This window comes from Massilia violaceinigra, from assembly GCF_002752675.1.
GTDB classification, from domain to species: domain Bacteria; phylum Pseudomonadota; class Gammaproteobacteria; order Burkholderiales; family Burkholderiaceae_D; genus Telluria_A; species Telluria_A violaceinigra.
Genome location: NZ_CP024608.1, coordinates 3,282,072 through 3,306,762, shown reverse-complemented (window position 1 = coordinate 3,306,762; position 24,691 = coordinate 3,282,072). Strand labels below are relative to the sequence as shown.

Sequence of the window (24,691 nt, the reverse complement as noted above, 5' to 3'; positions counted from 1 at the left end):
CCTTCGCCGGCCGCGCATGCGGCGCGCAAAGGTACGGCAGACCCCGCCGTTTTTCCCGTATGATTCCAGGCATTCTTCCTCCGCCGCCCCTTGATGAGCCCAGTTCCCCCCACCATCGCCCACGCCATGAAGGCCTTCGTCAGCAATACTCCGGCGCTGGTGTACCAGTTCGAACTGCACCCGGATGGCCGGGTGGCGTTCCCCTATGTCAGCGATGGCTGCGCCGCCCTGCTCGGCCTGTCCGCCGTCGAGCTGCAGGCCGAACCCGAACGCTTCATCGAACTGATCCTGCCCGAAGACCGCAAGAGCTACCTCGACGCCATGCACGCCTCGGCCGCCAGCCTGTCCGGCTGGAACTGGGAGGGCCGGGTCTGGATCCACGAATACAAGGACCAGAAATGGATCAACCTGCGCTCGACCCCGCGCGCCATGCCCGAACACCCGGGCAGCGTGCACTGGGAAGGCTTGATGACCAATATCACGGCCAGCAAGCTCGAACAGCTGGAAGTGACGCGCTCGCGCGCCCGCCTGGCCGAGCTGGCCGCCCACCTGGAACACGTCAAGGAACAGGAACGCACCCGCATCGCGCGCGAAATCCACGATGACCTGGGCGGCAACCTGACCGCCATCAAGATGGCCCTGATGATGCTGACCCAGCGCCTGCCGCCGGACCAGCCGCAGCTGGCCGAGCGCGCCGCCTATGTCGACTCGCTGGTCGACCGCACCATCGACGCGGTGCACCGCATTTCGCTCGACCTGCGCCCGTCGATGCTCGATTTCGGCATCGTCGCCGCGCTCGAATGGCAGGTCAAGGAATTCGAAAAACAGAACGGCATCGCCTGCAGCTTCACCTGTCCGGAGAAGGAAATCGACCTGCACCTGGACCATGCGACGGCGCTGTTCCGGATTTTCCAGGAAGCGCTGACCAATATCGCCAAGCATGCGCACGCCAGCCGGGTCGGGGTGCGCCTGCAATTGCTGCGCCAGCACATCGTCTTGACGATTGCCGACAACGGCGCCGGCATCGCCCAGGCCGACCGCCAGAAACCGCAATCGTTCGGCCTGCGCGGCATGAGCGAGCGGGCCCAGGCGCTGGGCGGGACCATGACCCTGGCCGATGCGCCCGGCGGCGGCACGGTCGTGACCATCAAAATTAAGCTCAGTTCGGCCAGAGCGAGGATAATGGAGGATGAAACCAACGAGCATGACAGCGCGGGGCCGCACGCACCGGCCCCTGTTGAACCACCGGCGCCCGGCGCCACCCGAACCGAGTAAGAAGCTGCAATGACCGACAAAGCCATCATCCGGGTCTTCATCGCCGACGATCATGCGATCGTGCGCGAAGGCTTGAAACAAATCCTGGCCGAGTCGCCCGACATCATCGTCGCCGGCGAAGCCGAAGACGGGATCGACGCGATCAAGCATGTGCGCAAGGCCAAGTGCCACGTCATGCTGCTCGACATTTCCCTGCCCGACCGCAGCGGCATCGAGGTGCTCAAGCTGGTCAAGAAGGAGCATCCCGAACTGGCCGTGCTGATGCTGTCGATGCACCGCGAAGACCAGTACGCGATCCGCTCGCTCAAGGCCGGCGCGGCCGGCTACCTGACCAAGCAGAGCGCCCCGCGCGAACTGGTCACCGCCATCCGCCAGGTCGCCAGCGGGCAAAAGTACGTCAGCGCGGCCCTGGCCCAGGAACTGGCCAGCGCGGTCGGCGAGAACCACGACACGCCGCTGCACGACAGCTTGTCGGACCGCGAATACCAGACCCTGACCATGATCGCTTCCGGCAAGACGGTGGGGGCGATCGCCAAGGAATTGTCGCTGTCGGTAAAGACCATCAGCGAATACCGCTCGCGCCTGCTTGTCAAGATGAAACTGAAGAACAGTGCCGAATTGACGCACTATGCGATCAAAAACCAGTTGATCGAATAAGTTTCTCCTGTGCTGCGCGCCAAGTTAATGCTCTGGAGTAAGATGCCTTATCCGTCTCTTTTCTAGGGATGGCAGGAAACAAACTCGCTTATCATTGGCACATCAACGCCAAACCTGACTGAGGCACTGTTTTACCATGTCCACAACGCCGAACCCCGCCAGCGCCCAAAATCCCGCCGATATCGCGCGCGAGGCATTCCGGCGCCTGGCCACGCGCCGCATCGCGCCAACCCCGGAAGCCTACCGCGAGATCTATAACGAGATCGCCGGCATCGCCGACACGCCTCCTGCGCGCGTGCCCGAGGCGGCGCCGGCCGCGCCCGAGGCCACAGCCGGCACGGGCGCCGAAAACGTGCTGGGCGACTTCGCGGCCAAACTGAGCGAGACGCCGGGCGAACTGGCCGACTTCGGGCGCCGCTTCGCGCGCGCGGCCAAGGCGCGCGACTGGGACGGCTATGCGCGCAACCTGACCCAGCTGGTCGAAAAGCACATCCGCAAGAGCGGCGGGATCGAGCTGTCGGCGCTGTCGGCCATGTCGGACGAACCGGACGCCAAGATCCTGCGCGACCTGCTCAGCCGCACCCTGAGTTTCGCGGTTGCCTCGCTGCTGGCCGATTCCCCGGCCCTGATGGCCGAAGCCGAAGCGCTGGGCGCCGCCGTCAAGGTCGCCGGCACCGACGAAGCCCTGAACGATGTCAGCGTGCGCCTCAAGCAGCTGTGTTACCAGATCGACATCAAAAGCGGCGACGTCGGCGAACAGCAGGAATTGCTGCTGCGCCTGTTCAAGCTGCTGCTGGAAAACGTCAGCGAACTGCTCGACGACGACAGCTGGCTGCGCGGCCAGATCGATTCGGTGCAGGAACTCATCGCCGGCCCGATCGACCAGCGCGCGCTGGAAGACGCCACCCGCAGCCTGAAGGAAGTCATCTACAAGCAGAGCCAGCTCAAGCACAGCTTGTCGGACGTCAAGCTGACGGTGAAAAACATGATGCTCACCTTCATCGACCGCTTGAGTTCCGTGGCCACCACGACCGGCGACTTCCACGAAAAGATCGGCTCCTTTTCCGAAAAAATCAGCCACACCGACAATATCGCCGAACTGAACGTGATTCTCGAAGAAGTGCTGCGCGAAACCCGCCTGGTGCAGACCGAAGCGCTCAAGTCGCGCGACCGCATGGTGCTGGCGCGCCAGGAAGTGCAGGAAGCCGAGCAGCGCATCCACACCCTGGAAGCCAAGCTCCAGCACATGAGCGAGCTGGTGCGCGAAGACCAGCTCACGGGTAGCCTGAACCGGCGCGGCCTGGACGATGTATTCGAGCGCGAAACGGCCCGCTCCGACCGCCGCGGCACGCCCCTGTGCATCGCCATGCTCGACCTGGACGACTTCAAGCGCCTCAACGACACCTACGGCCACCTGGCCGGCGACAATGCCCTCAAGCACCTGGTCAAGATTGTCAAGGAAACCATCCGTTCGATGGATGTGATCGCCCGTTTCGGCGGCGAGGAATTCCTGATCCTGCTGCCGGAAACGAACGTGGAAGCCGCGTCGCTCACCATGACGCGCCTGCAGCGCGACCTGACCAAGCATTTTTTCCTGCACGACAACGAGAAAGTGCTGATCACCTTCTCGGCCGGGGTCGCCCTGCGCAGTCCCAACGAAGACCAGGCCAGCCTGGTGCGGCGCGCCGACAAGGCCATGTACCAGGCCAAGCAAACCGGCAAGAACCGCGTCGTGGTGGCCGACTGACCGCGACCGCCCCCGCTCCCCTCACCCAGGATGACTGACCGCGCCCCATGAAAAAACCCGCTTCCTTCGCCCCGCCCTCCCCCCTGGACATCGCCATGGAGCATCACCGGGCGGGACGGCTGGACCAGGCGGAAGCGCTGTACCGCAAACTGGACGGCAGGGCCGACGCCCTCCACCTGCTCGGCCTGCTCCACCAGCAGCGCGGACGCCACCAGGAAGCCATCGATGCCCTGGGGCGCGCGATCGACAAGGTGCCGGCCAACCCGGCCTGTTATTTCGCGCTCGACGCCAGCTGCCGCGCCCTGAACATGCTGCCCGAGCTGCAGGCCAGCTACGAGCGCCTGCTGAAACTGGCGCCGGACAATGCCGAGGCTCACCTGCAGCTCGGCCACGCCCTGCGCGACGGCGGCCAGCTACCCAACGCCCTGGGCAGCTACCTGGCCGTGCTGGCGCTGCAGCCGGAGCACGCCGAGGCGTACAGCAACCTGGGCGACACCTTGAAGCTCATGGGCAACCTGGACGAAGCCCAGGTCTGCTACGCCAGGGCGCTCGAACTGCGCCCCGGCTTTGCCGAAGTGCACAACAACCTGGGCGAGCTGTACCAGCAGCAAGAACAGTGGGACTTGTCGGCCGCGCATTTCGAGGCCGCCCTGGAACAGCAGCCTGACCTGGCCGCGGCCCACTACAACCTCGGCGTCACGCGCCAGGCCCAGGGCATGCTGGAAGAAGCCTTGGCCTGCTACCGGCGCGCACTGGCCATCGACCCGCGCTTGGTCCAGCCGTACAACAACATGGGCATCGCGCTCAGGGAACTGGGCCGCCTGGACGAAGCGGTTGCAGCCTACCAGGCCGCGCTGGCGCTGGCGCCCGACTTTGCCGAAGCGCTCAACAACTTCGGCGGCGCCCTGCTGGAACGGCAGGACACCGAGGCGGCGATCCAGCGCTTCCAGCACGCCGTCACGGTGCGCCCGGACTATGCCGAGGCGTACTGCAACCTCGGCATCGCCTACAAGGCCAGCTACCGGCTCGAAGAAGCGCTGATCTGCTTCGAGAACGCGGTGCACCTGAAACCCGGCTACGCCGACCCGTACGCCATGCTGGCATTGACCAATGCCGACCTGCAGCGCCACGTGCAGGCGCTGGCCTGGTGCGAAAAGACCCTGGCCATGTGGCCCGACAGCGCCGCCGCCCATTTCAACCTGGGCGTGGCATTCGCCAACATGAACCGCCTGGGCGAAGCGGTCGCCTCGTTCGAGCAGGCGATTTTGCGCAAACCCGAGTTTGCCGACGCCTGGAACAACCTCGGCGTGGCCTACAAGGAACAGGGCCGCTACGACGACGCGGTCAGCTGCTTCGAGCAAGCTATCGCCCTGCGCCCCGGCTTTGCCGAAGCCTTCAACAACCTCGGCAGCGCGCTGAAAGACCAGGGCAAGCCCGACGCCTCGCGCCTGATGTACGAGCAAGCCATTGCCCTCGCACCCAACTATGCGGCGGCCCACAACAACCTGCTGCTGTCGATGCAGTACGCGGCCGGCATCACCCAGGAACAATTGTTCGCGCTCCACCTGCGCTTCGCCGCCCAGTTCGAACCCGGCCTGGCGGCCCAGCGCATGCAACACGCGCCCGGCGTTGATCCGGCCAAGCGCCTGAAAATCGGCTATGTGTCGCCCGACTTCCGGCGCCACGCGGTCGCGTTTTTCATCGAACCGATCCTGTCCCGGCACGACAAATCGCTGGTTGAAGTGTTCTGCTACTACAGCCACGTGATCGACGATGAATTCACGGCCCGCATCCGCGCCGATGCCGACCACTGGATCCCGTGCCGCAGCATGTCCGACCAGCAGCTGGCCGAGCGCATCCACGCCGACGGCATCGACATCCTGGTCGACCTTGCCGGCCACACGGCCGGCAACCGCCTGCTGGCGTTCGCGCGCAAACCGGCGCCGGTGCAGCTGACCTACATCGGCTACCCGTCCACCACCGGCTTGAGCACGATGGATTACCGCCTGACCGACGCCTTCGCCGAGCCGCCGGGCCTGAGCGAACACTTCAATGTCGAAACCCTGTGGCGCCTGCCGGAAGTGTTTTGCTGCTACGCCGCGCACGCCAACAGCCCGGCCGTGATCGACCATCCGCCGCACGAAGACAATGGCTACATCACCTTTGGCTGCTTCAACAATTACGCCAAGGTGAGCGACCCGACCATCGTGCTGTGGGCCGCGATCTTGCAGCAGGTGCCGGAAGCGCGCCTGATGCTGGAAATCCTTGGCCTGGACAACCCCGGCATGCGCGACGGCGTGGAGGCGCGGTTCGCGGGCCTGGGCATCGACCCGGCGCGCCTGATCCTGATCGCCAACGACCGCAAGAACCAGTTCGTGCTCTACAACCGGATCGACATCGCGCTCGACCCCTTCCCCTGCAACGGCGGCACCACCAGCTTCGATACCCTGTGGATGGGCGTGCCCTTCGTCACCCTGGCCGGCAGCAATTTCATCTCGCGCCTGGGCGTGACGATCCTGCACAACGGCGGCCTCGACGAACTCATTGCCGACGACGACGAGGCGTATATCCGCATCGCCGCCGGACTTGCGCTCGACCCGGCCCGCCTGCGCCAGTTGCGCAGCGGCCTGCGCGAGCGCACCCGCGCCAGCCCGCTGATGGACATGGAGCGCTTCACGCGCCACCTGGACCAGGCCTACCGCGGCATGTGGGAACAATGGTGCAACACCAGCAATGAAGGAGCGCTGTCATGAAAGCCGTCATCCTGGCCGGCGGCCTGGGCACCCGCATTCTCGAAGAAAGCCATCTCAAGCCGAAGCCGATGATCGAAATCGGCGGCAAGCCGATGCTGTGGCACATCATGAAAGTGTTCTCGCACCACGGCGTGAACGAATTCATCATCTGCGTCGGCTACAAGGGTTACCTGATCAAGGAATTCTTTTCCAACTACTTCCTGCACATGTCGGACGTCACCTTCGACATGCAGAAAAACCGCATGGAAGTGCACGAACGCCACGCCGAACCGTGGCGCGTGACCCTGGTCGACACGGGCGCGGACACCCTCACCGGCGGACGCCTCAAGCGCGTGCGCGAATACCTGGAACCGGGCAAACCGTTCTGCTTCACCTATGGCGATGGCGTGGCCGACATCGACATCGCGGCCGAAATCGCCTTTCACCGCGCCCACGGACGCCTGGCCACGGTGGCCGCCGTGCAGCCGCCCGGGCGCTACGGCGCGCTGGTGCGCCAGGGCGACGCCGTGAGCGCCTTCATGGAAAAGCCGCAGGGCGATGGCGGCTGGATCAATGGCGGCTTTTTCGTGCTGCAACCGGACGTGGTCGACCTGATCGATGGCGACGATTGCAGCTGGGAAGTGGAACCCATGCAAACGCTGGCCGCGCAAAACCAGCTGATGGCGTATGAGCACGCCGGTTTCTGGCAACCGATGGACACCCTGCGCGAAAAGAACATGCTCGAAGATATGTGGCAGTCCGGCACGGCGCCGTGGAAGGTGTGGGCGTGAGCGGCATGGACGCGCTCGGGCACGCCTTCAAGGGGCGGCGCGTGTTCGTCACCGGCCACACCGGCTTCAAGGGCGCGTGGCTGTGCCTGTTCCTGGCGCGGCTGGGCGCGCGCGTCACCGGCTATTCCCTGGCGCCCTCCGGCACGCCCACCATGTTCCAACTGGCGGGGGTTAGCGACACCCTGGAGCGCCACCACATCGCCGACGTGCGCGACCAGGCCGCATTGACGCGCGCCATGGTCGATGCCGCTCCCGAGCTGGTGCTGCACCTGGCGGCCCAGGCGCTGGTACGCCACAGCTACGCCGATCCGGTGACTACCTGGTCGACCAACGTGATGGGCACCGTGCATGTGCTCGAAGCGCTGCGCGCCTGTCCGGGTGCGCGCGCGGCACTGGTGGTGACCACCGACAAATGCTACGAAAACCAGCACTGGCCGTGGGGCTACCGCGAAAACGACCGCCTCGGCGGGCATGACCCGTACAGCGCCAGCAAGGCCGGCGCCGAACTGGTCGCGCACAGCTACCGCAGCAGCTTTTTTGCCGCTGGCGGCCCGCTGATCGCCACTGCGCGCGCGGGCAACGTCATCGGCGGCGGCGACTGGAGCGCCGACCGCCTGATTCCCGACGCCGTGCGCGCCATGCGGCAGGGCAGCGCGCTGCCGGTGAGGAGTCCCCACGCCACCCGGCCCTGGCAGCACGTGCTCGAACCGCTGCACGGCTACCTGCTGCTGGCCGCCCGTTTGCTGGGCGGCGACACGGCCTGCGCCGGCGCCTACAATTTCGGCCCGGACGCCGCCGACAACGTCTCGGTCGCCACCTTGCTGAACGGCTTGCAGGAACACTGGCCGCAACTGGCCTGGCGCCTCGACGGCGAACAGCATGCGGCCAAGGAAGCCGCCCTGCTCTACCTCGATTCGAGCAAGGCGCGCCAGGAGCTCGACTGGCAAGTGCGCTGGCCGCTGGCCGTTGGCATCGAACAGACGGCCGCCTGGTACGCCGCGGCCGCGCGCGACCCCGCCGGCGCGCGCGCCTTTACTGAACAGCAACTGGAATACTTCTGCGCATGAACAGTCCCGCCCGCTCCTGCCGCGCCTGCGGCACCGCTCTCCACCACAGCTTTGCCGACCTGGGCCTCTCGCCCGTCTCGAACGCCTTTGTCGAGCAGGACAAAGCGGCCGAGGGCGAGATGTTCTACCCCCTGCACGCCATGGTGTGCGACCACTGCTGGCTGGTGCAACTGGCCGACGCCACCCGCGCCGAACTGCACTTCCACGCCAACTACGTCTATTTTTCCTCGTTTTCGAGCAGCTGGCTGGCCCACGCGCGCGCCTACGTGGAACAGATGACGGCGCGCCTCGGGCTGAACGGGGCCAGCCGCGTGATGGAAATTGCCAGCAACGATGGCTATCTGCTGCAGTATTTCCAGCAGGCCGGCATTCCCTGCCTCGGCATCGAACCGAGCGGCAACACGGCGGCGGCGGCGCGCGCGCGCGGCATCGACACGCGCGAACTGTTCTTCAACCGCGCCACGGCAAGCACGCTCGCTGCCGAGGGCGAACAGGTCGACCTTTTACTGGGCAACAACGTGCTGGCCCACGTGCCCGACCTCAACGATTTTGTGGGCGCCATGCCGGCCGTGATGAAACCCGAGGCGGTGGTCACGCTGGAGTTTCCCCATCTGCTGCGCCTGATCGCCGACCAGCAGTTCGACACGATTTACCACGAACACTATTCCTACCTGTCCCTGCTGGCGCTGATGCCCGTGTTCGCGCGCGCCGGCCTGCGCGTATTCGACATCGAACATCTCCCGACCCACGGCGGCAGCCTGCGCGTGCACGCCTGCTTGCAAACGGCATCGCACCCGACCACGGCGCAGGTCGAGGCCTGCCTGGCGCTGGAACAGGAAGCCGGCCTGGCGCGCCTGGACACCTACGCCGGTTTCGGCGAACGCATGCGCGCCACCAGGCGCGCGCTGCAGCGTTTCCTGATCGACGCCAAGGATGAAGGCAAGACCATCGCCGCCTACGGCGCCGCCGCCAAGGGCAATACCCTGCTCAACTATTGCGGCATCGGCGCCGACATCATCGACTACGTGGTCGACAGCAATCCCGCCAAGCAAGGCCGGCTCTTGCCCGGCAGCCGCATTCCCGTGCGCGCGCCCGAGGCGGTGTATGAAACGCAACCCGACTACCTCTTGATCCTGCCGTGGAACATCAAGGAAGAATTGATGAGCCAGATGGCCGGCATCCGCGGCTGGGGCGGGCAATTCCTGCTGGCCAACCCGCACATCCACGTGGTGGCCTGATGCAATTTCACCCTACCCCGCTGGCCGGCGCCTTCCTCATCGACATCGAACCCGTCGAAGACCAGCGCGGCCTGTTTGCCCGCACTGTCTGCGAGGACGAGTTCGCGCGGCACGGGCTGGTGGGCCGGTTCGTGCAGCAAAGCGTTTCATGGAATCCGCACGCGGGTACCCTGCGCGGGCTGCATTTCCAGATCGCGCCCGACCAGGAAATCAAGCTGGTGCGGGTGACGCGCGGTGCCATATTCGACGCCATCGTCGACCTGCGGCCGGGCTCTGCGACCTACGGCAAGGCCTTCCACACCGAACTGTCGGCAGGGAACCGCCGCCAGTTGTATATTCCCGCCGGCATGGCGCATGGTTTTCAAAGCCTGGAAGCGGACACCGAAGTCCTCTACCAGATGAGTGCGCCGTTCCGCCCCGCCTCCGCGCGCGGCCTGCGCTGGGACGATCCGGCGCTGAACATTCCCTGGCCCGTGTGCGCATCGCGCAAGATTTCCGACAATGACCGGGCCTGGCCGACCTTGGCCGCCCGCACCCTCGCCCTGACCCTGAACCTTTAACCTGCTCTGTGAAGGACTGCCATGATCCCCGTATTTAAGCCGCTGATCGAAAAAGAAGAAATCGACGCCAGCCGCGAATCGCTCGAAATGGGCTGGCTCGGCATGGGCAGCTACGTGTCCGGTTTTGAAAACAAGGTCAAGGAGATCCTGGGCACGGAAGAGCGCTACGTGGCCGCCTTGAGCACGGGCACCGCCGGACTGCACGTGGCCTTGCTCATCGCCGGGGTCGGTCCGGGCGATGAGGTCATCGTGTCTTCCTTTAACTGCTCGGCCGACTTCCAGGCCATTTCGTGGGTGGGCGCCGAGATCGTCTTCTGCGACTGCCTCGACGACACCCTGGCAATCGACATGAAACAGGCGGCCAAGCTCGTCACGCCTAAGACAAAAGCCATCATCGTCATGGATTACGATTGCATCCTCTGCGATCACGATGAAATCGCAGAATTTGCAGCCACGCACAAGCTACGCGTGATCCACGATGCCGCGCATTCCTTCGGGTCCAAGTACAAGGGCAAACCGGTCGGCAGCTTTTCCGACATCTGCGTGTTCAGCCACGACCCGGTGAAAACCATCACCTGCCTCGACGGCGGCACGATCGTGGTGAAAACCAGGGAAGAACTGGCGATGGTGCACGAACTGCGCCTGCTCGGCATGCAGCAGCCGGCCTCGGTCATGTACCAGAACCAGCGCGCCTGGACCTTCGACGTCGAGCGGGTCGGCTACCGCTATCACATGCTCAATATGCACGCCGCCATCGGGCTGGCCCAGTTGTCCAAGCTTGCGCTGATCGCCAGCAGCCGGCGCGACGCCTGCATCAAATACAACGCGCTGCTGGCCGGCGTGACGCAGGTGCGTACCCCGCTGACCGACTTTGCCGACGTCACCCCCTTCCTGTACTACATCCGCGTGCCGGCCGAGGACCGCGACGACCTGCGCAAGTTCTTGAAGGAAAACGGCGTCGACACCGGCATTCACTGGCAGCCGGGCCACTGGTTTTCGCTCTGGAAAAACTGCCGCGCGGGCGACCTGAGCGTGACCGACCGGGTCGGCAATGAAATCCTGTCCCTGCCGCTGCACTCGCGCATGGATCTGGCCCTGGTCGATGAAGTGTGCCGCCAGATCGGCCTGTATTTTGCCGGAAAAGCGGTCGCCGGGACGCCGGCCGCCGGGAAACCGGCATGAGCGGGCAAGCCCTGTTTGCCGCCTACAAGCAGGCGGCCGGCGCCGGGGCCGACCTGGTGATCCCGGTGGGCCAGCCGGTCGAAGCGCTGCTGCGCCCGATCGCCACGGCCAGCGCCCGCATCAATTTGAACGATGCGCGTCTGCTCAGCGAGTGGCGCAACCGCTTCGTCAAATCGTTCCTGACCGAATTCGACTCGCACGAAACGCGCACCGCCAACTGGCTGGCGGGCGCGGTGGCGCGCGATCCCGGCAAGATATTGTTCATGGTCGACACCCTCGACGGCCGCTCGGTCGGCCACGTGGGGCTGGGATTCATCGACTGGGACAAGGGCTATGTGGAGGCTGACGCCATCGTGCGCGGCGGCGACTGCCGCAAGGGCTTGATGACGCTCGCGCTGCAGGCGCTGCTGCACTGGGCGCGCGCAGGTCTCGGGCTGGACGATGCGTGGGTGCGGGTGCGTTCGGACAACCCGGCGGTGGCGTTCTATCAAAAGGCCGGTTTTAGCGAGGTCAAGCGCGTGGCGCTGGCCAGCAGCAGCGCGGACGGCCAGGTCACCTGGGTCGAAGATCCGACGGCAGGCAGCGATGCCCCGGCGCTGGTGTACATGCGCTATCAGGCACCGGAGTAAAGCAGCGCATGGCAAACGAACACTTGAGCGCTTACACGTGTCAACAGGTCACGACCTTTTTCCCGGGCATGGAAGCGGCCGTGCTGCAGCGTGTTATTGGGACGCATTGGGACACGACGATGGCGCGTCTGCAAGCGTGCATCGACAAGGTGAGGATGTGGCCGCAGGGGCAATTCAACTATCTCAATTCGAGCCAGTACTGCCAGTATTTGTATTTTTTGTCTAATACCATATGGCGCGAAGAGCGCAGCGAGGAAGCGCTGGGCGTGGCGACGCGCCTGTTCCTGCTCAACAAGGCGCTCAACGGCATCGATTTGTTTTATGAGATCGAATTGCCGGAGGTATTTTTTATCGGACACTCGGTGGGTATCGTGCTGGCCAAGGCGACGTATGGGAACTACCTGGTGCTGTATCAAAATTCCACGGTCGGCAAGAATCACGGCGTGGCGCCGGTGCTGGGGGAAGGCGTGATCCTGTATCCCAACAGCGCCATTGTGGGCCGCTGCCGGATTGGCGACAACACCACGGTTTCACAGGGCACGGGCGTGATCAACCGCGACACCCCGGGCAACTGCATGGTATTCGCAGGCACGGCGGGTGAACTGACCGTCAAGCCATCGAAACGCCACCTGATCGACGACTTCTTCCGCCTCTAAAACATTTCTCATTCGGAGTCAGAGCTCTGACTCGAAACATTTCTTAACTGGAGTCAGAGCCTAATGCCGCTAACTTAAGCTCCGTCATTCCTGCCATTGGCAGAAATGACTTCCCGCGCAGGCGGGAATCCAATTCCGCAGCGCAGTCACAGGCGGCTCGACGAACTTGGATTCCCGCCTGCGCGGGAAAGACGGTTCTGCAGTTTGTGGTCAGAAAACGGCTTAACTTAGCGGCATTAGGGTCAGAGCCGACCCTGACTTTCGGTGGTGGCGGTCGTCATGATCGCGCCCCATCCATAGTAAGTTTTCTGAACGCGATAAGAATTCTGCGTGACTCCAACGGTGCTGCTGCCAGGGCCGGTTCCCGGATTTCACAATGTTTCTAATCAGAGGTCTGACCCCGGTTGTCGGAGTTTTGAGCCAGACCGTTCGATGTCTGACAGTGATTGTCGTCATGGGAGCCAGCCCTGGCTTGCCTTAGCGGATGGCAGGACCGAGCTGCCTGGCGGCGTCTCGCTTGGTTTTTTCCAGATGCGCATTGAATTGATCGACCACCGCCGCTTCGCGCACGCCAATCTTCTCGATCGCGGCGGACAAGCTGCGGTAGGTGGCGACGTCGCGCTCGCTGGCAAACATCAGCTGGCCATTCTGGAACTTCGCCTTGCCGAGCTGCGACTGGCCGAAGTCGAGCACGTTGTTCACACCCTTGATGAATTCCTTGCCGACCGCGGACAAGGCCGCGTTGTGCTTGAGCGTCTCCTCGCCCACCTTGGCCCTGGCACTCGATTCGCTGCGGTATTGTTCCGGCACCTTGGCTGTGCGCACATAGGTGCGGCCTTCCTCGACGGCGGCGACGATCATCTTGTCGCGCTGGTCGATCAGCTCGGCGTAGCGCGCCGTTTTCGCGCGCGAATCGGCAATTCCCTTGCGCGAGGTCAGCGTCTGCGGCGTCAGCAAGGTGCTCATGTCGATTTTTTCGAACTCCTTGTCCAGCAATTCGCGCTCGGCCACCTGGCGTTTGAGCAGCGCGCCGGCGCCATTGACGAACGCCACCACCTGGCGTGCTTCTTCACTGGCGGCCTGGGGCGCCACCGACCCGCTCGGTTCGCCCTTTTCGTTCATGGTCGCTACCAGGCTCTGGCTCGCCGCGCGGATCGCGCCGATGTCGCGCTTCATCGCGCCGATTTTACCCAGCGACATCAATATCAGGACGATCGCGACCACCAGCTTGGCGCATGCCATGCGCAGCGGCGGATGGGTCTTCAGGATGCCTTTGAGCAGGAGCAGGATGATGAATACCGCAACCAGGCTGCCGCCAATGAAACCCCCGGCCATCTCGGCGTCGCCGTTCCCCTTCATGACAGCCCAGACGGGAAGGAGAAAACCGATCGCTAATGCAATATTGCCAAGAAGGTTGACGCGCGAGACGGTCTCGTCCGGCGGGTTGTCGCTGTAATCCATGTTGAGTTTTCCGAAATGGGTGATGTTGTATAGCAATGTCAGGCGGCGATTTTACCTGTTCCGGATAAATACGATGTTGTATGGAAATAGCATTTTTATCCAAGCCACATGATTCAGGAGCGCCCGATGAGCACCCCATCGCGCAAAAAACAAGGTCGCATTTCGCGTTATTTGGCCCTCAAGTTCGCCTGAAAGCTGCCGTCAAGCGCCGCGACCGGGGCCCACTTGAGGGGCGAAATAAAAAATATACCTGCCTGATTTCACTAAACTTTCCACACGGTAACCCGTTACAAAAAAGGACTGCGGTGTGATTGTCCCGGACCGAAGGGGCAGACCAAAGCGAAGGCAAGTTGCCAACATGAATAAGTAGTATCTGCAAGGAGTAATACCATGAGCGTCATCAATACCAACGTCGCATCGCTGAATGCACAACGCAATCTGGGCACCTCGGCTTCCGCTCTGTCGACCTCGCTGCAACGCCTCTCTTCCGGCTTGCGTATTAACAGCGCCAAAGACGATGCCGCCGGCCTGGCCATTTCGGAACGCTTCACGTCCCAGATCCGCGGTCTCGATCAAGCCAAGCGCAATGCCAACGACGGCGTTTCGATGTTGCAAACGGCTGAAGGTTCTTTGCAGTCGACGGGCAACATTCTGCAGCGTGTACGTGAACTGGCTGTGCAGTCCTCGAATGCGACGAACTCCGCTGGCGACCGCAAGGCGATCCAGGCTGAGGTTGGTCAACTGTTGTCGGAAGCCGACCGCATCTCCCAGACCTCGGAATTCAACGGCCTGAAACTGCTCGACGGCAGCTTCGGTACCGCCACCTTCCAGGTTGGCGCCAACGCCGGCCAGACGATCCAGGCAACCACCGCCAACTTCCGTACCAACAACTACGGTAACAACGAGTTGTCGGAAAAAGCGCCAACCACCCTGGCCACCACCGGCACCGCTTACACCGCCGGCTCGTTCGCCCTGCAAGGCCTGGCCACGTCGAACATCGCCGTGACCGCGACCGACACTGCGCAATCGCTGGCGTCGACCATCAATGGCGCCACCTCGACCACGGGTGTGACCGCCACTGCCAAGACCGAAGAAGCGGTCAGCCTGACCGCCGCCGGCGTGTACTCGCTGGCTGTCACGTCCGATAACAGCACTGCCGCCAACGTCACCTTCACCGTCGGCGCCGCACTCAACGCTTCCGGCCTGGCATCGGCCGTCAGCGCCTTTAACGATGTGTCGTCGAAAACCGGCGTTACCGCCAAGCTCAATGATGCCAACAACGGCCTGGTCCTGACCAACTCCGCTGGTAACAACATTACCCTGGCTAACAACAGCGCGGCCGCTTCGGTGACCGTCGGCTCGATCGACTCGGCTGGCACCACCGGTACCACCGCCGCAGTCGCCACCGGCGCCACCTCGACCTCGATGGGTTATGTGTCGATGAACTCGGACAAGGGTTTCTCGATCGGCAGCAGCGGTTCGACCGCCTTTACCGCCGGCGGCGCCGCCAAGCTCAATACCGTCTCCGGTATCGACGTCTCGACCGCCAAGGGCGCATCCGATGCACTGAAAGTGCTGGACTCGGCCCTGGCCAACGTCAACAGCCAGCGCGCTTCGTTCGGCGCACTGCAGTCGCGCTTCGAAACGGCCGTCACCAACCTGCAGTCGACGTCGGAAAACCTGTCTGCCTCGCGCAGCCGGATTCAGGATACCGACTTCGCTTCGGAAACAGCCAAACTGACGCGCGGCCAGATCCTTCAGCAGGCAGGTACCGCGATGCTGGCCCAGGCCAACTCGCTGCCGAACGGCGTGCTGTCCCTGCTGCGCGGTTAATCATCAGGTAGCACGACGTCATCGCCTTGCATCCCCGGTCGGCCCCTGGCCGGCTGGGGAATTTCACTTCAGTAGCAAATCATTGTCGTACATGCAATAAAGTCGAGGCGCAATGCCGGCTTATCTTCTTCCTGGCCTCGTTCATGAGCCGCCAAATAGATTTATTTTGCCCTCAAGTTTGGCGAAACGCTGTCGTCTAGCGCCGTGCCTGTTCACGCCTTGAGGCCCAAAAGAAAATATATACACCCAAAATCCCCCTAAACTTTCCAGATCGCAATCCGTTACATATAAGGACTGCGGTGTGATTGTCTCGGAACAAAGGGGCACACCAAGGCAAGCGGCACGGAGCCAACATGAATAAGTAGTAACTGCAAGGAGTAACACCATGAGCGTCATCAATACCAACATCTCGTCCCTGAATGCACAACGTAACCTGAGCACCTCCGGCTCCGCCCTGGCGACTTCGCTGCAGCGCCTGTCCTCCGGTTTGCGTATCAACAGTGCAAAAGACGATGCGGCTGGCCTGGCCATTTCTGAACGTTTCACGTCGCAAATCCGCGGCCTGGATCAAGCCAAGCGCAATGCCAACGATGGTGTGTCGATGCTGCAAACGGCTGAGGGCTCCCTGCAATCGACCGGTAACATCCTGCAACGTGTCCGCGAACTGGCTGTCCAGTCGTCCAACGCCACCAACTCGGCCGGCGACCGCAAGGCAATCCAGGCTGAAGTCGGCCAGCTGCTGTCGGAAGCGGACCGTATCTCCCAGACGTCCGAATTCAACGGCTTGAAACTGCTCGACGGCAGCTTCGGCACCGCCACCTTCCAGGTTGGCGCCAATTCCGGCCAGACCATCCAGGCCACCACCGCCAACTTCCGTACCAATAACTACGGCAACAACGAACTGTCGGAAAAAGCGCCAACCACGCTGGCCACCACCGGCACCGCCTACACCGCCGGCTCGTTCGCCCTGCAAGGCCTGGCCACCTCGAACATCGCGGTCACCGCGACCGACACTGCGCAATCGCTGGCGTCGACCATCAATGGCGCTTCGGCCACCACCGGCGTGACCGCCTCGGCCAAGACCGAAGAGGCAGTCACCCTGACCGCCGCCGGCGTGTATTCGCTGGCCGTCACGTCCGATAACGCCACCGCGGCCAACGTCAGCTTCACGGTCGGCGCCGCCCTCAATGCCGGCGGCCTGGCAGCGGCTGTGAGCGCCTTTAACGATGTCTCGTCCAAGACTGGCGTCACCGCCCGCCTGAACGATACCAACAGCGGCCTGGTCCTGACCAACGCCTCCGGTAACAACATTACCCTGGCTAACAACAGCGCGGCCGCTTCGGTGACCGTCGGTTCGATCGACTCGGCCGGCACCACCGGCACCACCGCCGCTGTCGCCACCGGCGCCACCTCGACCTCGATGGGTTATGTGTCGATGAACTCGGACAAGGGTTTCTCGATCGGCAGCAGCGGTTCGACCGCCTTTACCGCCGGCGGCGCCGCCAAGCTCAATACCGTCTCCGGTATCGACGTCTCGACCGCCAAGGGCGCGTCCGATGCACTGAAAGTGCTGGACTCGGCCCTGGCCAACGTCAACAGCCAGCGCGCTTCGTTCGGCGCACTGCAGTCGCGCTTCGAAACGGCTGTCACCAACCTGCAGTCGACGTCGGAAAACCTGTCTGCTTCGCGCAGCCGGATTCAGGATACCGACTTCGCTTCGGAAACAGCCAAACTGACGCGCGGCCAGATCCTTCAGCAGGCAGGTACCGCGATGCTGGCCCAGGCCAACTCGCTGCCGAACGGCGTGCTGTCCCTGCTGCGCGGTTAAGCACCAGATAGCGCGACGTAACAGCCTTGCATCCCCGGTCGGCCCCTGGCCGGCTGGGGAATTTCACTTCAGCAGCAAATCCCGGCAGTAAATTCTTGCTTTACATGCAATAAGGCCGTGGCGCCATGCCCGCTTATTCGCTTTCCTGGCCTCGTTCATGCGCCGCCACATCGATTTTTTTGCCCTCAAGTTTGACGAAACGCTGTCGTCTGGCGCCGTGCCTGCTCGCCCCTTGAGGCCCAACATAAAAAAATATACACCCATTCCTCCCTAAACTTTCCGCAATGCAACCCGTTATATATAAGGACTGCGGTGTGATTGTCCCGGACCGAAGGGACAGACCAAAGCGAAGGCAAGTTGCCAACATGAATAAGTAGTATCTGCAAGGAGTATTACCATGAGCGTCATCAATACCAACGTCGCATCGCTGAATGCACAACGCAATCTGGGCACCTCGGCCTCCTCGCTGGCGACTTCGCTGCAACGCCTCTCTTCCGGCTTGCGCATTAACAGCGCCAAAGACGATGCCGCAGGCCTGGCCATTTCGGAACGCTTCACGTCCCAGATCCGCGGTCTCGATCAGGCCAAGCGCAATGCCAACGACGGCGTTTCGATGCTGCAAACGGCTGAAGGCTCCCTGCAATCGACCGGTAACATCCTGCAACGTGTTCGTGAACTGGCTGTCCAGTCCTCGAATGCGACGAACTCCGCTGGCGACCGCAAGGCGATCCAGGCTGAGGTTGGTCAACTGTTGTCGGAAGCCGACCGTATCTCCCAGACCTCGGAATTCAACGGCCTGAAACTGCTCGACGGCAGCTTCGGTACCGCCACCTTCCAGGTTGGCGCCAACGCCGGCCAGACGATCCAGGCAACCACCGCCAACTTCCGTACCAACAACTACGGTAACAACGAGTTGTCGGAAAAAGCGCCAACCACCCTGGCCACCACCGGCACCGCTTACACCGCCGGTTCGTTCGCCCTGCAAGGCCTGGCCACGTCGAACATCGCCGTGACCGCGACCGACACTGCGCAATCGCTGGCGTCGACCATCAATGGCGCCACCTCGACCACGGGTGTGACCGCCACTGCCAAGACCGAAGAAGCGGTCAGCCTGACCGCCGCCGGCGTGTACTCGCTGGCTGTCACGTCCGATAACAGCACTGCCGCCAACGTCACCTTCACCGTCGGCGCCGCACTCAACGCTTCCGGCCTGGCATCGGCCGTCAGCGCCTTTAACGATGTGTCGTCCAAAACCGGCGTTACCGCCAAGCTCAATGATGCCAACAACGGCCTGGTCCTGACCAACTCCGCTGGTAACAACATTACCCTGGCGAACAACAGCGCGGCCGCTTCGGTGACCGTCGGCTCGATCGACTCGGCTGGCACCACCGGCACCACCGCCGCTGTTGCCACCGGCGCCACCTCGACCTCGATGGGTTATGTGTCGATGAACTCGGACAAGGGTTTCTCGATCGGCAGCAGCGGCTCGACCGCCTTCACCGCCGGCGGCGCCGCCAAGCTCAATACCGTCTCCGGTATCGACGTCTCGACCGCCAAGGGCGCGTCCGATGCACTGAAAGTGCTGGACTCGGCCCTGGCCAACGTCAACAGCCAGCGCGCTTCGTTCGGCGCACTGCAGTCGCGCTTCGAAACGGCTGTCACCAACCTGCAGTCGACGTCGGAAAACCTGTCTGCCTCGCGCAGCCGGATTCAGGATACCGACTTCGCTTCGGAAACAGCCAAACTGACGCGCGGCCAGATCCTTCAGCAGGCAGGTACCGCGATGCTGGCCCAGGCCAACTCGCTGCCGAACGGCGTGCTGTCCCTGCTGCGCGGTTAAGCACCAGGTAGCGCGACATCATAGCCTTGCATCCCCGGTCGGCCCCTGGCCGGCTGGGGAATTTCACTTCAGCAGCAAATCCCGACAATAAATTCTTGCCTTACATGCAATAAGGCCGTGGCGTCATGCCCGCTTATTCGCTTCCCTGGCCTCGCATTGAGGCCCAGCATAAAAAATATACATCCATCCCTCCCTAAACTTTCCGCAACGCAATCCGTTATATATAAGGACTGCGGTGTGATTGTCCCGGACCGAAGGGGCGGACCAAAGCGAAGGCAAATTGCCAACATGTATAAGCAGTATCTGCAAGGAGTACTACCATGAGCGTCATCAATACCAACGTCGCATCGCTGAATGCACAACGCAATCTGGGCACCTCGGCCTCCTCGCTGGCGACTTCGCTGCAACGCCTCTCTTCCGGCTTGCGCATTAACAGCGCCAAAGACGATGCCGCCGGCCTGGCCATTTCGGAACGCTTCACGTCCCAGATCCGCGGTCTCGATCAGGCCAAGCGCAATGCCAACGACGGCGTTTCGATGCTGCAAACGGCTGAAGGCTCCCTGCAATCGACCGGTAACATCCTGCAGCGTGTTCGTGAACTGGCTGTCCAGTCCTCGAATGCGACGAACTCCGCTGGCGACCGCAAGGCGATCCAGGCTGAGGTTGGTCAACTGTTGTCGGAAGCCGACCGTATCTCCCAGACCTCGGAATTCAACGGCCTGAAACTGCTCGACGGCAGCTTCGGTACCGCCACCTTCCAGGTTGGCGCCAACGCCGGCCAGACGATCCAGGCCACCACCGCCAACTTCCGCACCAACAACTACGGTAACAACGAGTTGTCGGAAAAAGCGCCAACCACCCTGGCCACCACCGGCACCGCCTACACCGCCGGTTCGTTCGCCCTGCAAGGCCTGGCCACGTCGAACATCGCCGTGACCGCGACCGATACTGCGCAATCGCTGGCGTCGACCATCAATGGCGCCACCTCGACCACCGGTGTCACCGCCACTGCCAAGACCGAAGAAGCGGTCAGCCTGACCGCCGCCGGCGTGTACTCGCTGGCTGTCACGTCCGATAACAGCACTGCCGCCAACGTCACCTTCACCGTCGGCGCCGCACTCAACGCTTCCGGCCTGGCATCGGCCGTCAGCGCCTTTAACGATGTGTCGTCCAAAACCGGCGTTACCGCCAAGCTCAATGATGCCAACAACGGCCTGGTCCTGACCAACTCCGCTGGTAACAACATTACCCTGGCGAACAACAGCGCGGCCGCTTCGGTGACCGTCGGCTCGATCGACTCGGCTGGCACCACCGGCACCACCGCCGCTGTCGCCACCGGCGCCACCTCGACCTCGATGGGTTATGTGTCGATGAACTCGGACAAGGGTTTCTCGATCGGCAGCAGCGGTTCGACCGCCTTTACCGCCGGCGGCGCCGCCAAGCTCAATACCGTCTCCGGTATCGACGTCTCGACCGCCAAGGGCGCATCGGATGCACTGAAAGTGCTGGACTCGGCCCTGGCCAACGTCAACAGCCAGCGCGCTTCGTTCGGCGCACTGCAGTCGCGCTTCGAAACGGCTGTCACCAACCTGCAGTCGACGTCGGAAAACCTGTCTGCCTCGCGCAGCCGGATTCAGGATACCGACTTCGCTTCGGAAACAGCCAAACTGACGCGCGGCCAGATCCTTCAGCAGGCAGGTACCGCGATGTTGGCCCAGGCTAACTCGCTGCCGAACGGCGTGCTGTCCCTGCTGCGCGGCTGATCCGCCCCGCTTCGTTACACTCCCCGGCCGCTTTTTGCGCGCCGGGGAATTTTCGTTAAAGGAATACGGTCATGGAACTTCGCCCCTTGGACAACACCGCAGCCGCTCCCCCGCTGCGCCCGGCCGCGCCCGAAAGCGGCGCCGCCACCGCCACCAGCAGGACGGCGCCGTCGGCCGCCATCGGCAAGACCGAGGCCGCCAAGGAAGCGGCGGAACCCGACCCGGCCGAAGTGACCAAGGTGGTCGGCGAAATCAACGTGGCGATGCAGGCACTGTCGCGCAATATCGAGTTTTCGATCGATGCCGACAGCAAGCGCACGGTGGTCAAGGTGATCGACCAGACCACCAAGGAAGTGATCCGCCAGATGCCCACCGCCGAGGCGCTCGAGATCGGCAAGGCGCTGGAAAAAGTCCAGGGTTTGCTGATCAGGCAGGTCGCCTGAATCCATCCGTACGGCCCATCGTTAGATGCCGGCAAGAATTGATGAAATAGGCATAAATCGGGGATAAACCGAACAAGCACCGGATTACCCCTCTAAAGTATGGATAGAAGATGCCGTTAACTTAGTATATTCATGCTTTTACCAGGAGGCGTTCGTGGCCATTTCATCCGTCAGTTCAGGCGGCTCTATCGACGTCAACGACATCGTCAATAAACTGATGATGGCGGAGAGCCGGCCTTTCGTCGCCATGCAGGACAAGGAAAAGGCGTACACGGCCAAGTTGTCGGCCTACGGCGCCCTCAGCGGCGCTTTGGGCGGCTTCCAGACCGCGGTGAGCGGCTTGTCCGATCCGACCAAGTTCAAGACCATCGGCGCCTCCTCGTCCGATCCGGCCGTGCTCACCGCCAGCGCCGCCAAGGATACCGTCAAGGGCAGCTACAGCGTCAACGTGACCCAGTTGTCGCAGGCGCAGACGCTGACCGCGGCCGGCCAGGCCAGCACCACCGCGCTGATCGGCAGCGGCGCGGCCACCACGCTCACCTTCGAATTCGGCAGCATCACCGGCGGCACCCTGGCCAACGGCGCCTACACCGGCGCCGCGTTTGCCCAGGACGCCACGCGCTCGGCGCGCACCGTGACCATCGATTCGAGCAACAACTCGCTGCAAGGCATCCGCGACGCCATCAACAAGGCCAATGTGGGCGTGACCGCCAGCATCATTTCGGATGGCAGCGCCAGCCCCAACCGCCTGGTGCTGACTTCGTCGCAGACCGGCGAAACGTCGAGCATGCGCATCGGCGTGTCGGGCGACACCGACATCGGCAACCTGCTCGGATATGCCGCCGACGGCACCCAGAACATGACGCAGAACAGCGCGGCGCAAAACACCAAGCTGTCGATCAACGGCGTGGCCATCAGCAGCGCGGGCAACAATGTCTCGGAAGCGATCCAGGGCGTGACCATCAGCGCGCTCAAGATCGGCACCAGCACCGTCAACATCACCAGCGACAGCACGGGCGCGAAGACGGCGCTGAACAATTTCATCAAGTCGTATAACGAACTCAACAGCACGATCGCCGGCCTGACCACGGCCCCCAAGGCCAGCGAAGGCAAGAGTGCCGGCGTGCTGCTGGGCGACTCGACCACGCGCAATCTGCAATCGAGCCTGCGCAAGATGTTCTTCACCCCGGTGCCGGGCATGGATGGCGACATCAGCAGCATGAGCCAGCTCGGCGTATCGTTCCAGGCCGACGGTTCGCTCAAGCTCGACAACAGCAAGCTGCAGAAAGCCCTCGACACCAACCTGGAAGACGTTTCCAAGCTGCTCAGCACGGTCGGTTCGACCACGGACAGCCTGGTCAGCTTCGTCAGCTCCACTACCAACAGCACGGTCGGCACCAAGAACCTGGTGATCAGCCAGCTGGCGACCCAGGGCAGCGCCAAAGGCAGCACCGCCGCCGACACCAGCATCACCGCGGGTGTCAACGACCAGTTGTCGCTGACCATCAACGGCGTGACCTCGACCGCCACCCTGCTGGCCGGTAACTATTCGGCGGCCAGCCTGGCCAGCCACGTGCAGTCGATCATCAACGGCGCGGTCGGCGCCACGGGCGCCAGCGCCACCAGCGGCACCGGCGTGTCGGTCAAGCAGGATGCCGGGATCTTCACGATCACCTCGAACAAATACGGCTCGACCTCGAAAGTGGGCATCAGCGGCAGCGCCGCGGCGAGCCTGCTGGGCACCCAGACCCTGATCGACGGGCTCGACGTGGCCGGCACCATCGGCGGCGCGGCCGCCACCGGCAGCGGCCAGAACCTGACCGGCAACGCCGGCTCGGCCAGTTCGGGAATCCAGGTGCAGATCACCGGCGGCGCCATCGGCGAGCGCGGCACCGTGAATATTTCGAAAGGGGCCGGCGCGCAATTTACCGAACTGATCGACAGCTTTCTCAGCAGCAAGGGCACGATTCCGAGCAAGAACGCCGGCATCAATGCCAGCCTGGCCGATATCGCCAAGCAGCGCACGGCGCTCAATGTGCGCCTGGCCCAGACCGAAAAGGACTTGCGCCGGCAGTATTCATCGCTCGACGTGACCCTGTCGGGCATGAGTTCGACCAGTAACTTCCTTGCGCAGCAGCTCGCCTCCCTTAGCAACCTTCGATAGCGTACGACAGAAAGAGGACATTAATTATGTTTGGATCTCCCAACAGGGGCGCGAGCAGCTATGCCAAGGTCGGCCTGGAAACCAGCGTGGTGGCGGCGTCCCCGCACAAACTGATCGTCATGCTGTTCGATGGCGCCCTGGTGGCGGTGCTCAGCGGTCTGATGCACATGAAGTCGGGCAATATTCCGGAAAAAGGCAAGGCGATCTCGAAAGCCATCCAGATCATCGACAATGGCTTGCGCGCCAGCCTCGACAAGAAAGCCGGGGGCCAGATCGCCGAGAACCTCGATTCGCTGTACGAATACATGAGCGCGCGCCTGCTGGCAGCGAACCTGAAAAACGATACCGAGATCATGGTCGAAATCCAGGGCTTGCTGACCGAGCTGCGCGAGACCTGGAACGCCATCGGCGCGGCCCCGGCCGCCATTCCCGACGTCGCGCCAGTGCGCATTTCCAACCTTGTGAGTGCCTGAACCATGACCATGACCATGACCAACGATGACGTGCTGTCGACCTACGAAGCGATGCTGGCCCTGTCGGCGCAGATGGTAAGCGCCGCCGAAAGCGGCGAGTGGGACGAACTGAGCTTGCTGGAAAAACGGGTTGGCGCGCATGTCGCGGCCCTGCAAGCCAACGACCAGCAAGTGCTGCTCGAAGGCGCCAGCCGGGTCAAGAAAGTGGCGATCATCAAGCAGCTGCTGGCCTACGACCGCATCATCCGCGACCTGACCACCCCGTGGATGGCGCAACTGTCGCAACTGATCAACAGCAGCGGCACCGCGCGCCGTCTGAATAACGCCTACGGCGGCGTCTAGTCGTACTCGC

21 protein-coding genes are annotated in these 24,691 nt (G+C 63.0%); 20 read left to right on the top strand and 1 reads right to left on the bottom strand.

The genetic code is table 11. The features are described 5' to 3' along the window. The first annotated feature begins 93 nt into the window (after positions 1 to 93). From CR152_RS14965 to CR152_RS14915, 11 genes are all read left to right on the top strand, one after another. Positions 94 to 1,275 carry a sensor histidine kinase gene (locus CR152_RS14965; RefSeq protein WP_099875633.1) on the top strand — a complete coding sequence of 394 codons (1,182 nt, stop codon included), beginning with the start codon at positions 94 to 96 and terminating at the stop codon, positions 1,273 to 1,275. 9 nt (positions 1,276 to 1,284) lie between these two features. Further along, positions 1,285 to 1,932 carry a response regulator gene (locus tag CR152_RS14960; protein ID WP_099875631.1) on the top strand — a complete coding sequence of 216 codons (648 nt, stop codon included), beginning with the start codon at positions 1,285 to 1,287 and terminating at the stop codon, positions 1,930 to 1,932. 136 nt (positions 1,933 to 2,068) lie between these two features. Then, on the top strand, positions 2,069 to 3,679 hold the full coding sequence (locus CR152_RS14955) for a GGDEF domain-containing protein (RefSeq protein WP_099875630.1): 1,611 nt from the start codon (positions 2,069 to 2,071) through the stop codon (positions 3,677 to 3,679). 47 nt (positions 3,680 to 3,726) lie between these two features. Continuing rightward, positions 3,727 to 6,432, top strand: a complete 2,706-nt coding sequence (locus CR152_RS14950) for a tetratricopeptide repeat protein (RefSeq protein WP_099875628.1) — start codon at positions 3,727 to 3,729, stop codon at positions 6,430 to 6,432. After that, positions 6,429 to 7,202 carry a glucose-1-phosphate cytidylyltransferase gene (rfbF, locus tag CR152_RS14945; protein ID WP_099875626.1) on the top strand — a complete coding sequence of 258 codons (774 nt, stop codon included), beginning with the start codon at positions 6,429 to 6,431 and terminating at the stop codon, positions 7,200 to 7,202. The genes CR152_RS14950 and rfbF overlap by 4 nt, the downstream gene beginning before the upstream one ends. A 5-nt stretch (positions 7,203 to 7,207) precedes the next feature. Continuing rightward, positions 7,208 to 8,269 carry a CDP-glucose 4,6-dehydratase gene (rfbG, locus tag CR152_RS14940; RefSeq protein WP_099882345.1) on the top strand — a complete coding sequence of 354 codons (1,062 nt, stop codon included), beginning with the start codon at positions 7,208 to 7,210 and terminating at the stop codon, positions 8,267 to 8,269. Next, positions 8,266 to 9,507: a class I SAM-dependent methyltransferase gene (locus CR152_RS14935; protein ID WP_099875624.1), complete on the top strand. Its 1,242-nt coding sequence runs from the start codon at positions 8,266 to 8,268 to the stop codon at positions 9,505 to 9,507. Before rfbG ends, CR152_RS14935 begins: the two co-directional genes overlap by 4 nt. Then, entirely contained in the window at positions 9,507 to 10,067 is a 561-nt protein-coding gene (rfbC, locus tag CR152_RS14930; protein WP_099875623.1) for a dTDP-4-dehydrorhamnose 3,5-epimerase, read from the top strand. The genes CR152_RS14935 and rfbC overlap by 1 nt, the downstream gene beginning before the upstream one ends. A 21-nt stretch (positions 10,068 to 10,088) precedes the next feature. Next, the gene (locus CR152_RS14925; protein WP_099875621.1) at positions 10,089 to 11,249 is read left to right on the top strand and encodes a DegT/DnrJ/EryC1/StrS family aminotransferase; all 1,161 of its coding nucleotides are present in this window, start codon (positions 10,089 to 10,091) and stop codon (positions 11,247 to 11,249) included. Beyond that, positions 11,246 to 11,878, top strand: a complete 633-nt coding sequence (locus CR152_RS14920) for a GNAT family N-acetyltransferase (protein ID WP_099875619.1) — start codon at positions 11,246 to 11,248, stop codon at positions 11,876 to 11,878. The genes CR152_RS14925 and CR152_RS14920 overlap by 4 nt, the downstream gene beginning before the upstream one ends. A gap of 8 nt (positions 11,879 to 11,886) precedes the next feature. Next, positions 11,887 to 12,534, top strand: coding sequence for an LbetaH domain-containing protein (locus tag CR152_RS14915; protein WP_099875617.1), 648 nt, complete (start codon positions 11,887 to 11,889; stop codon positions 12,532 to 12,534). Positions 12,535 to 13,011: 477 nt separating this feature from the next. On the opposite strand, the gene CR152_RS14910 is transcribed toward CR152_RS14915, so the two are convergent. Then, positions 13,012 to 13,995 carry a hypothetical protein gene (locus CR152_RS14910; RefSeq protein ID WP_157778493.1) on the bottom strand — a complete coding sequence of 328 codons (984 nt, stop codon included), beginning with the start codon at positions 13,993 to 13,995 and terminating at the stop codon, positions 13,012 to 13,014. Between the two features lie 80 nt (positions 13,996 to 14,075). On the opposite strand from CR152_RS14910, the gene CR152_RS32925 reads away from it, so the two are divergent. The 9 genes from CR152_RS32925 to CR152_RS14870 all read left to right on the top strand — a co-directional run bounded on the left by CR152_RS32925 (position 14,076) and on the right by CR152_RS14870 (position 24,681). After that, complete coding sequence (locus CR152_RS32925; RefSeq protein WP_157778492.1) at positions 14,076 to 14,306, top strand: hypothetical protein; 231 nt, start codon at positions 14,076 to 14,078, stop codon at positions 14,304 to 14,306. Between the two features lie 79 nt (positions 14,307 to 14,385). Further along, positions 14,386 to 15,828, top strand: coding sequence for a flagellin N-terminal helical domain-containing protein (locus tag CR152_RS14905; RefSeq protein ID WP_099875615.1), 1,443 nt, complete (start codon positions 14,386 to 14,388; stop codon positions 15,826 to 15,828). Between the two features lie 385 nt (positions 15,829 to 16,213). Continuing rightward, complete coding sequence (locus tag CR152_RS14900; RefSeq protein ID WP_099875614.1) at positions 16,214 to 17,656, top strand: flagellin N-terminal helical domain-containing protein; 1,443 nt, start codon at positions 16,214 to 16,216, stop codon at positions 17,654 to 17,656. A gap of 397 nt (positions 17,657 to 18,053) precedes the next feature. Beyond that, entirely contained in the window at positions 18,054 to 19,496 is a 1,443-nt protein-coding gene (locus tag CR152_RS14895) for a flagellin N-terminal helical domain-containing protein (protein ID WP_099875613.1), read from the top strand. Between the two features lie 320 nt (positions 19,497 to 19,816). Then, positions 19,817 to 21,259: a flagellin N-terminal helical domain-containing protein gene (locus CR152_RS14890; RefSeq protein WP_099875613.1), complete on the top strand. Its 1,443-nt coding sequence runs from the start codon at positions 19,817 to 19,819 to the stop codon at positions 21,257 to 21,259. A gap of 71 nt (positions 21,260 to 21,330) precedes the next feature. Further along, complete coding sequence (locus CR152_RS14885; protein ID WP_099875612.1) at positions 21,331 to 21,702, top strand: flagellar protein FlaG; 372 nt, start codon at positions 21,331 to 21,333, stop codon at positions 21,700 to 21,702. Positions 21,703 to 21,856: 154 nt separating this feature from the next. Further along, the gene (gene fliD, locus CR152_RS14880) at positions 21,857 to 23,866 is read left to right on the top strand and encodes a flagellar filament capping protein FliD (RefSeq protein ID WP_099875611.1); all 2,010 of its coding nucleotides are present in this window, start codon (positions 21,857 to 21,859) and stop codon (positions 23,864 to 23,866) included. Between the two features lie 26 nt (positions 23,867 to 23,892). Next, positions 23,893 to 24,339 carry a flagellar export chaperone FliS gene (gene fliS, locus CR152_RS14875; RefSeq protein WP_099875610.1) on the top strand — a complete coding sequence of 149 codons (447 nt, stop codon included), beginning with the start codon at positions 23,893 to 23,895 and terminating at the stop codon, positions 24,337 to 24,339. Between the two features lie 9 nt (positions 24,340 to 24,348). Further along, complete coding sequence (locus CR152_RS14870) at positions 24,349 to 24,681, top strand: flagellar protein FliT (RefSeq protein ID WP_229413396.1); 333 nt, start codon at positions 24,349 to 24,351, stop codon at positions 24,679 to 24,681. Positions 24,682 to 24,691 lie beyond the last annotated feature (10 nt).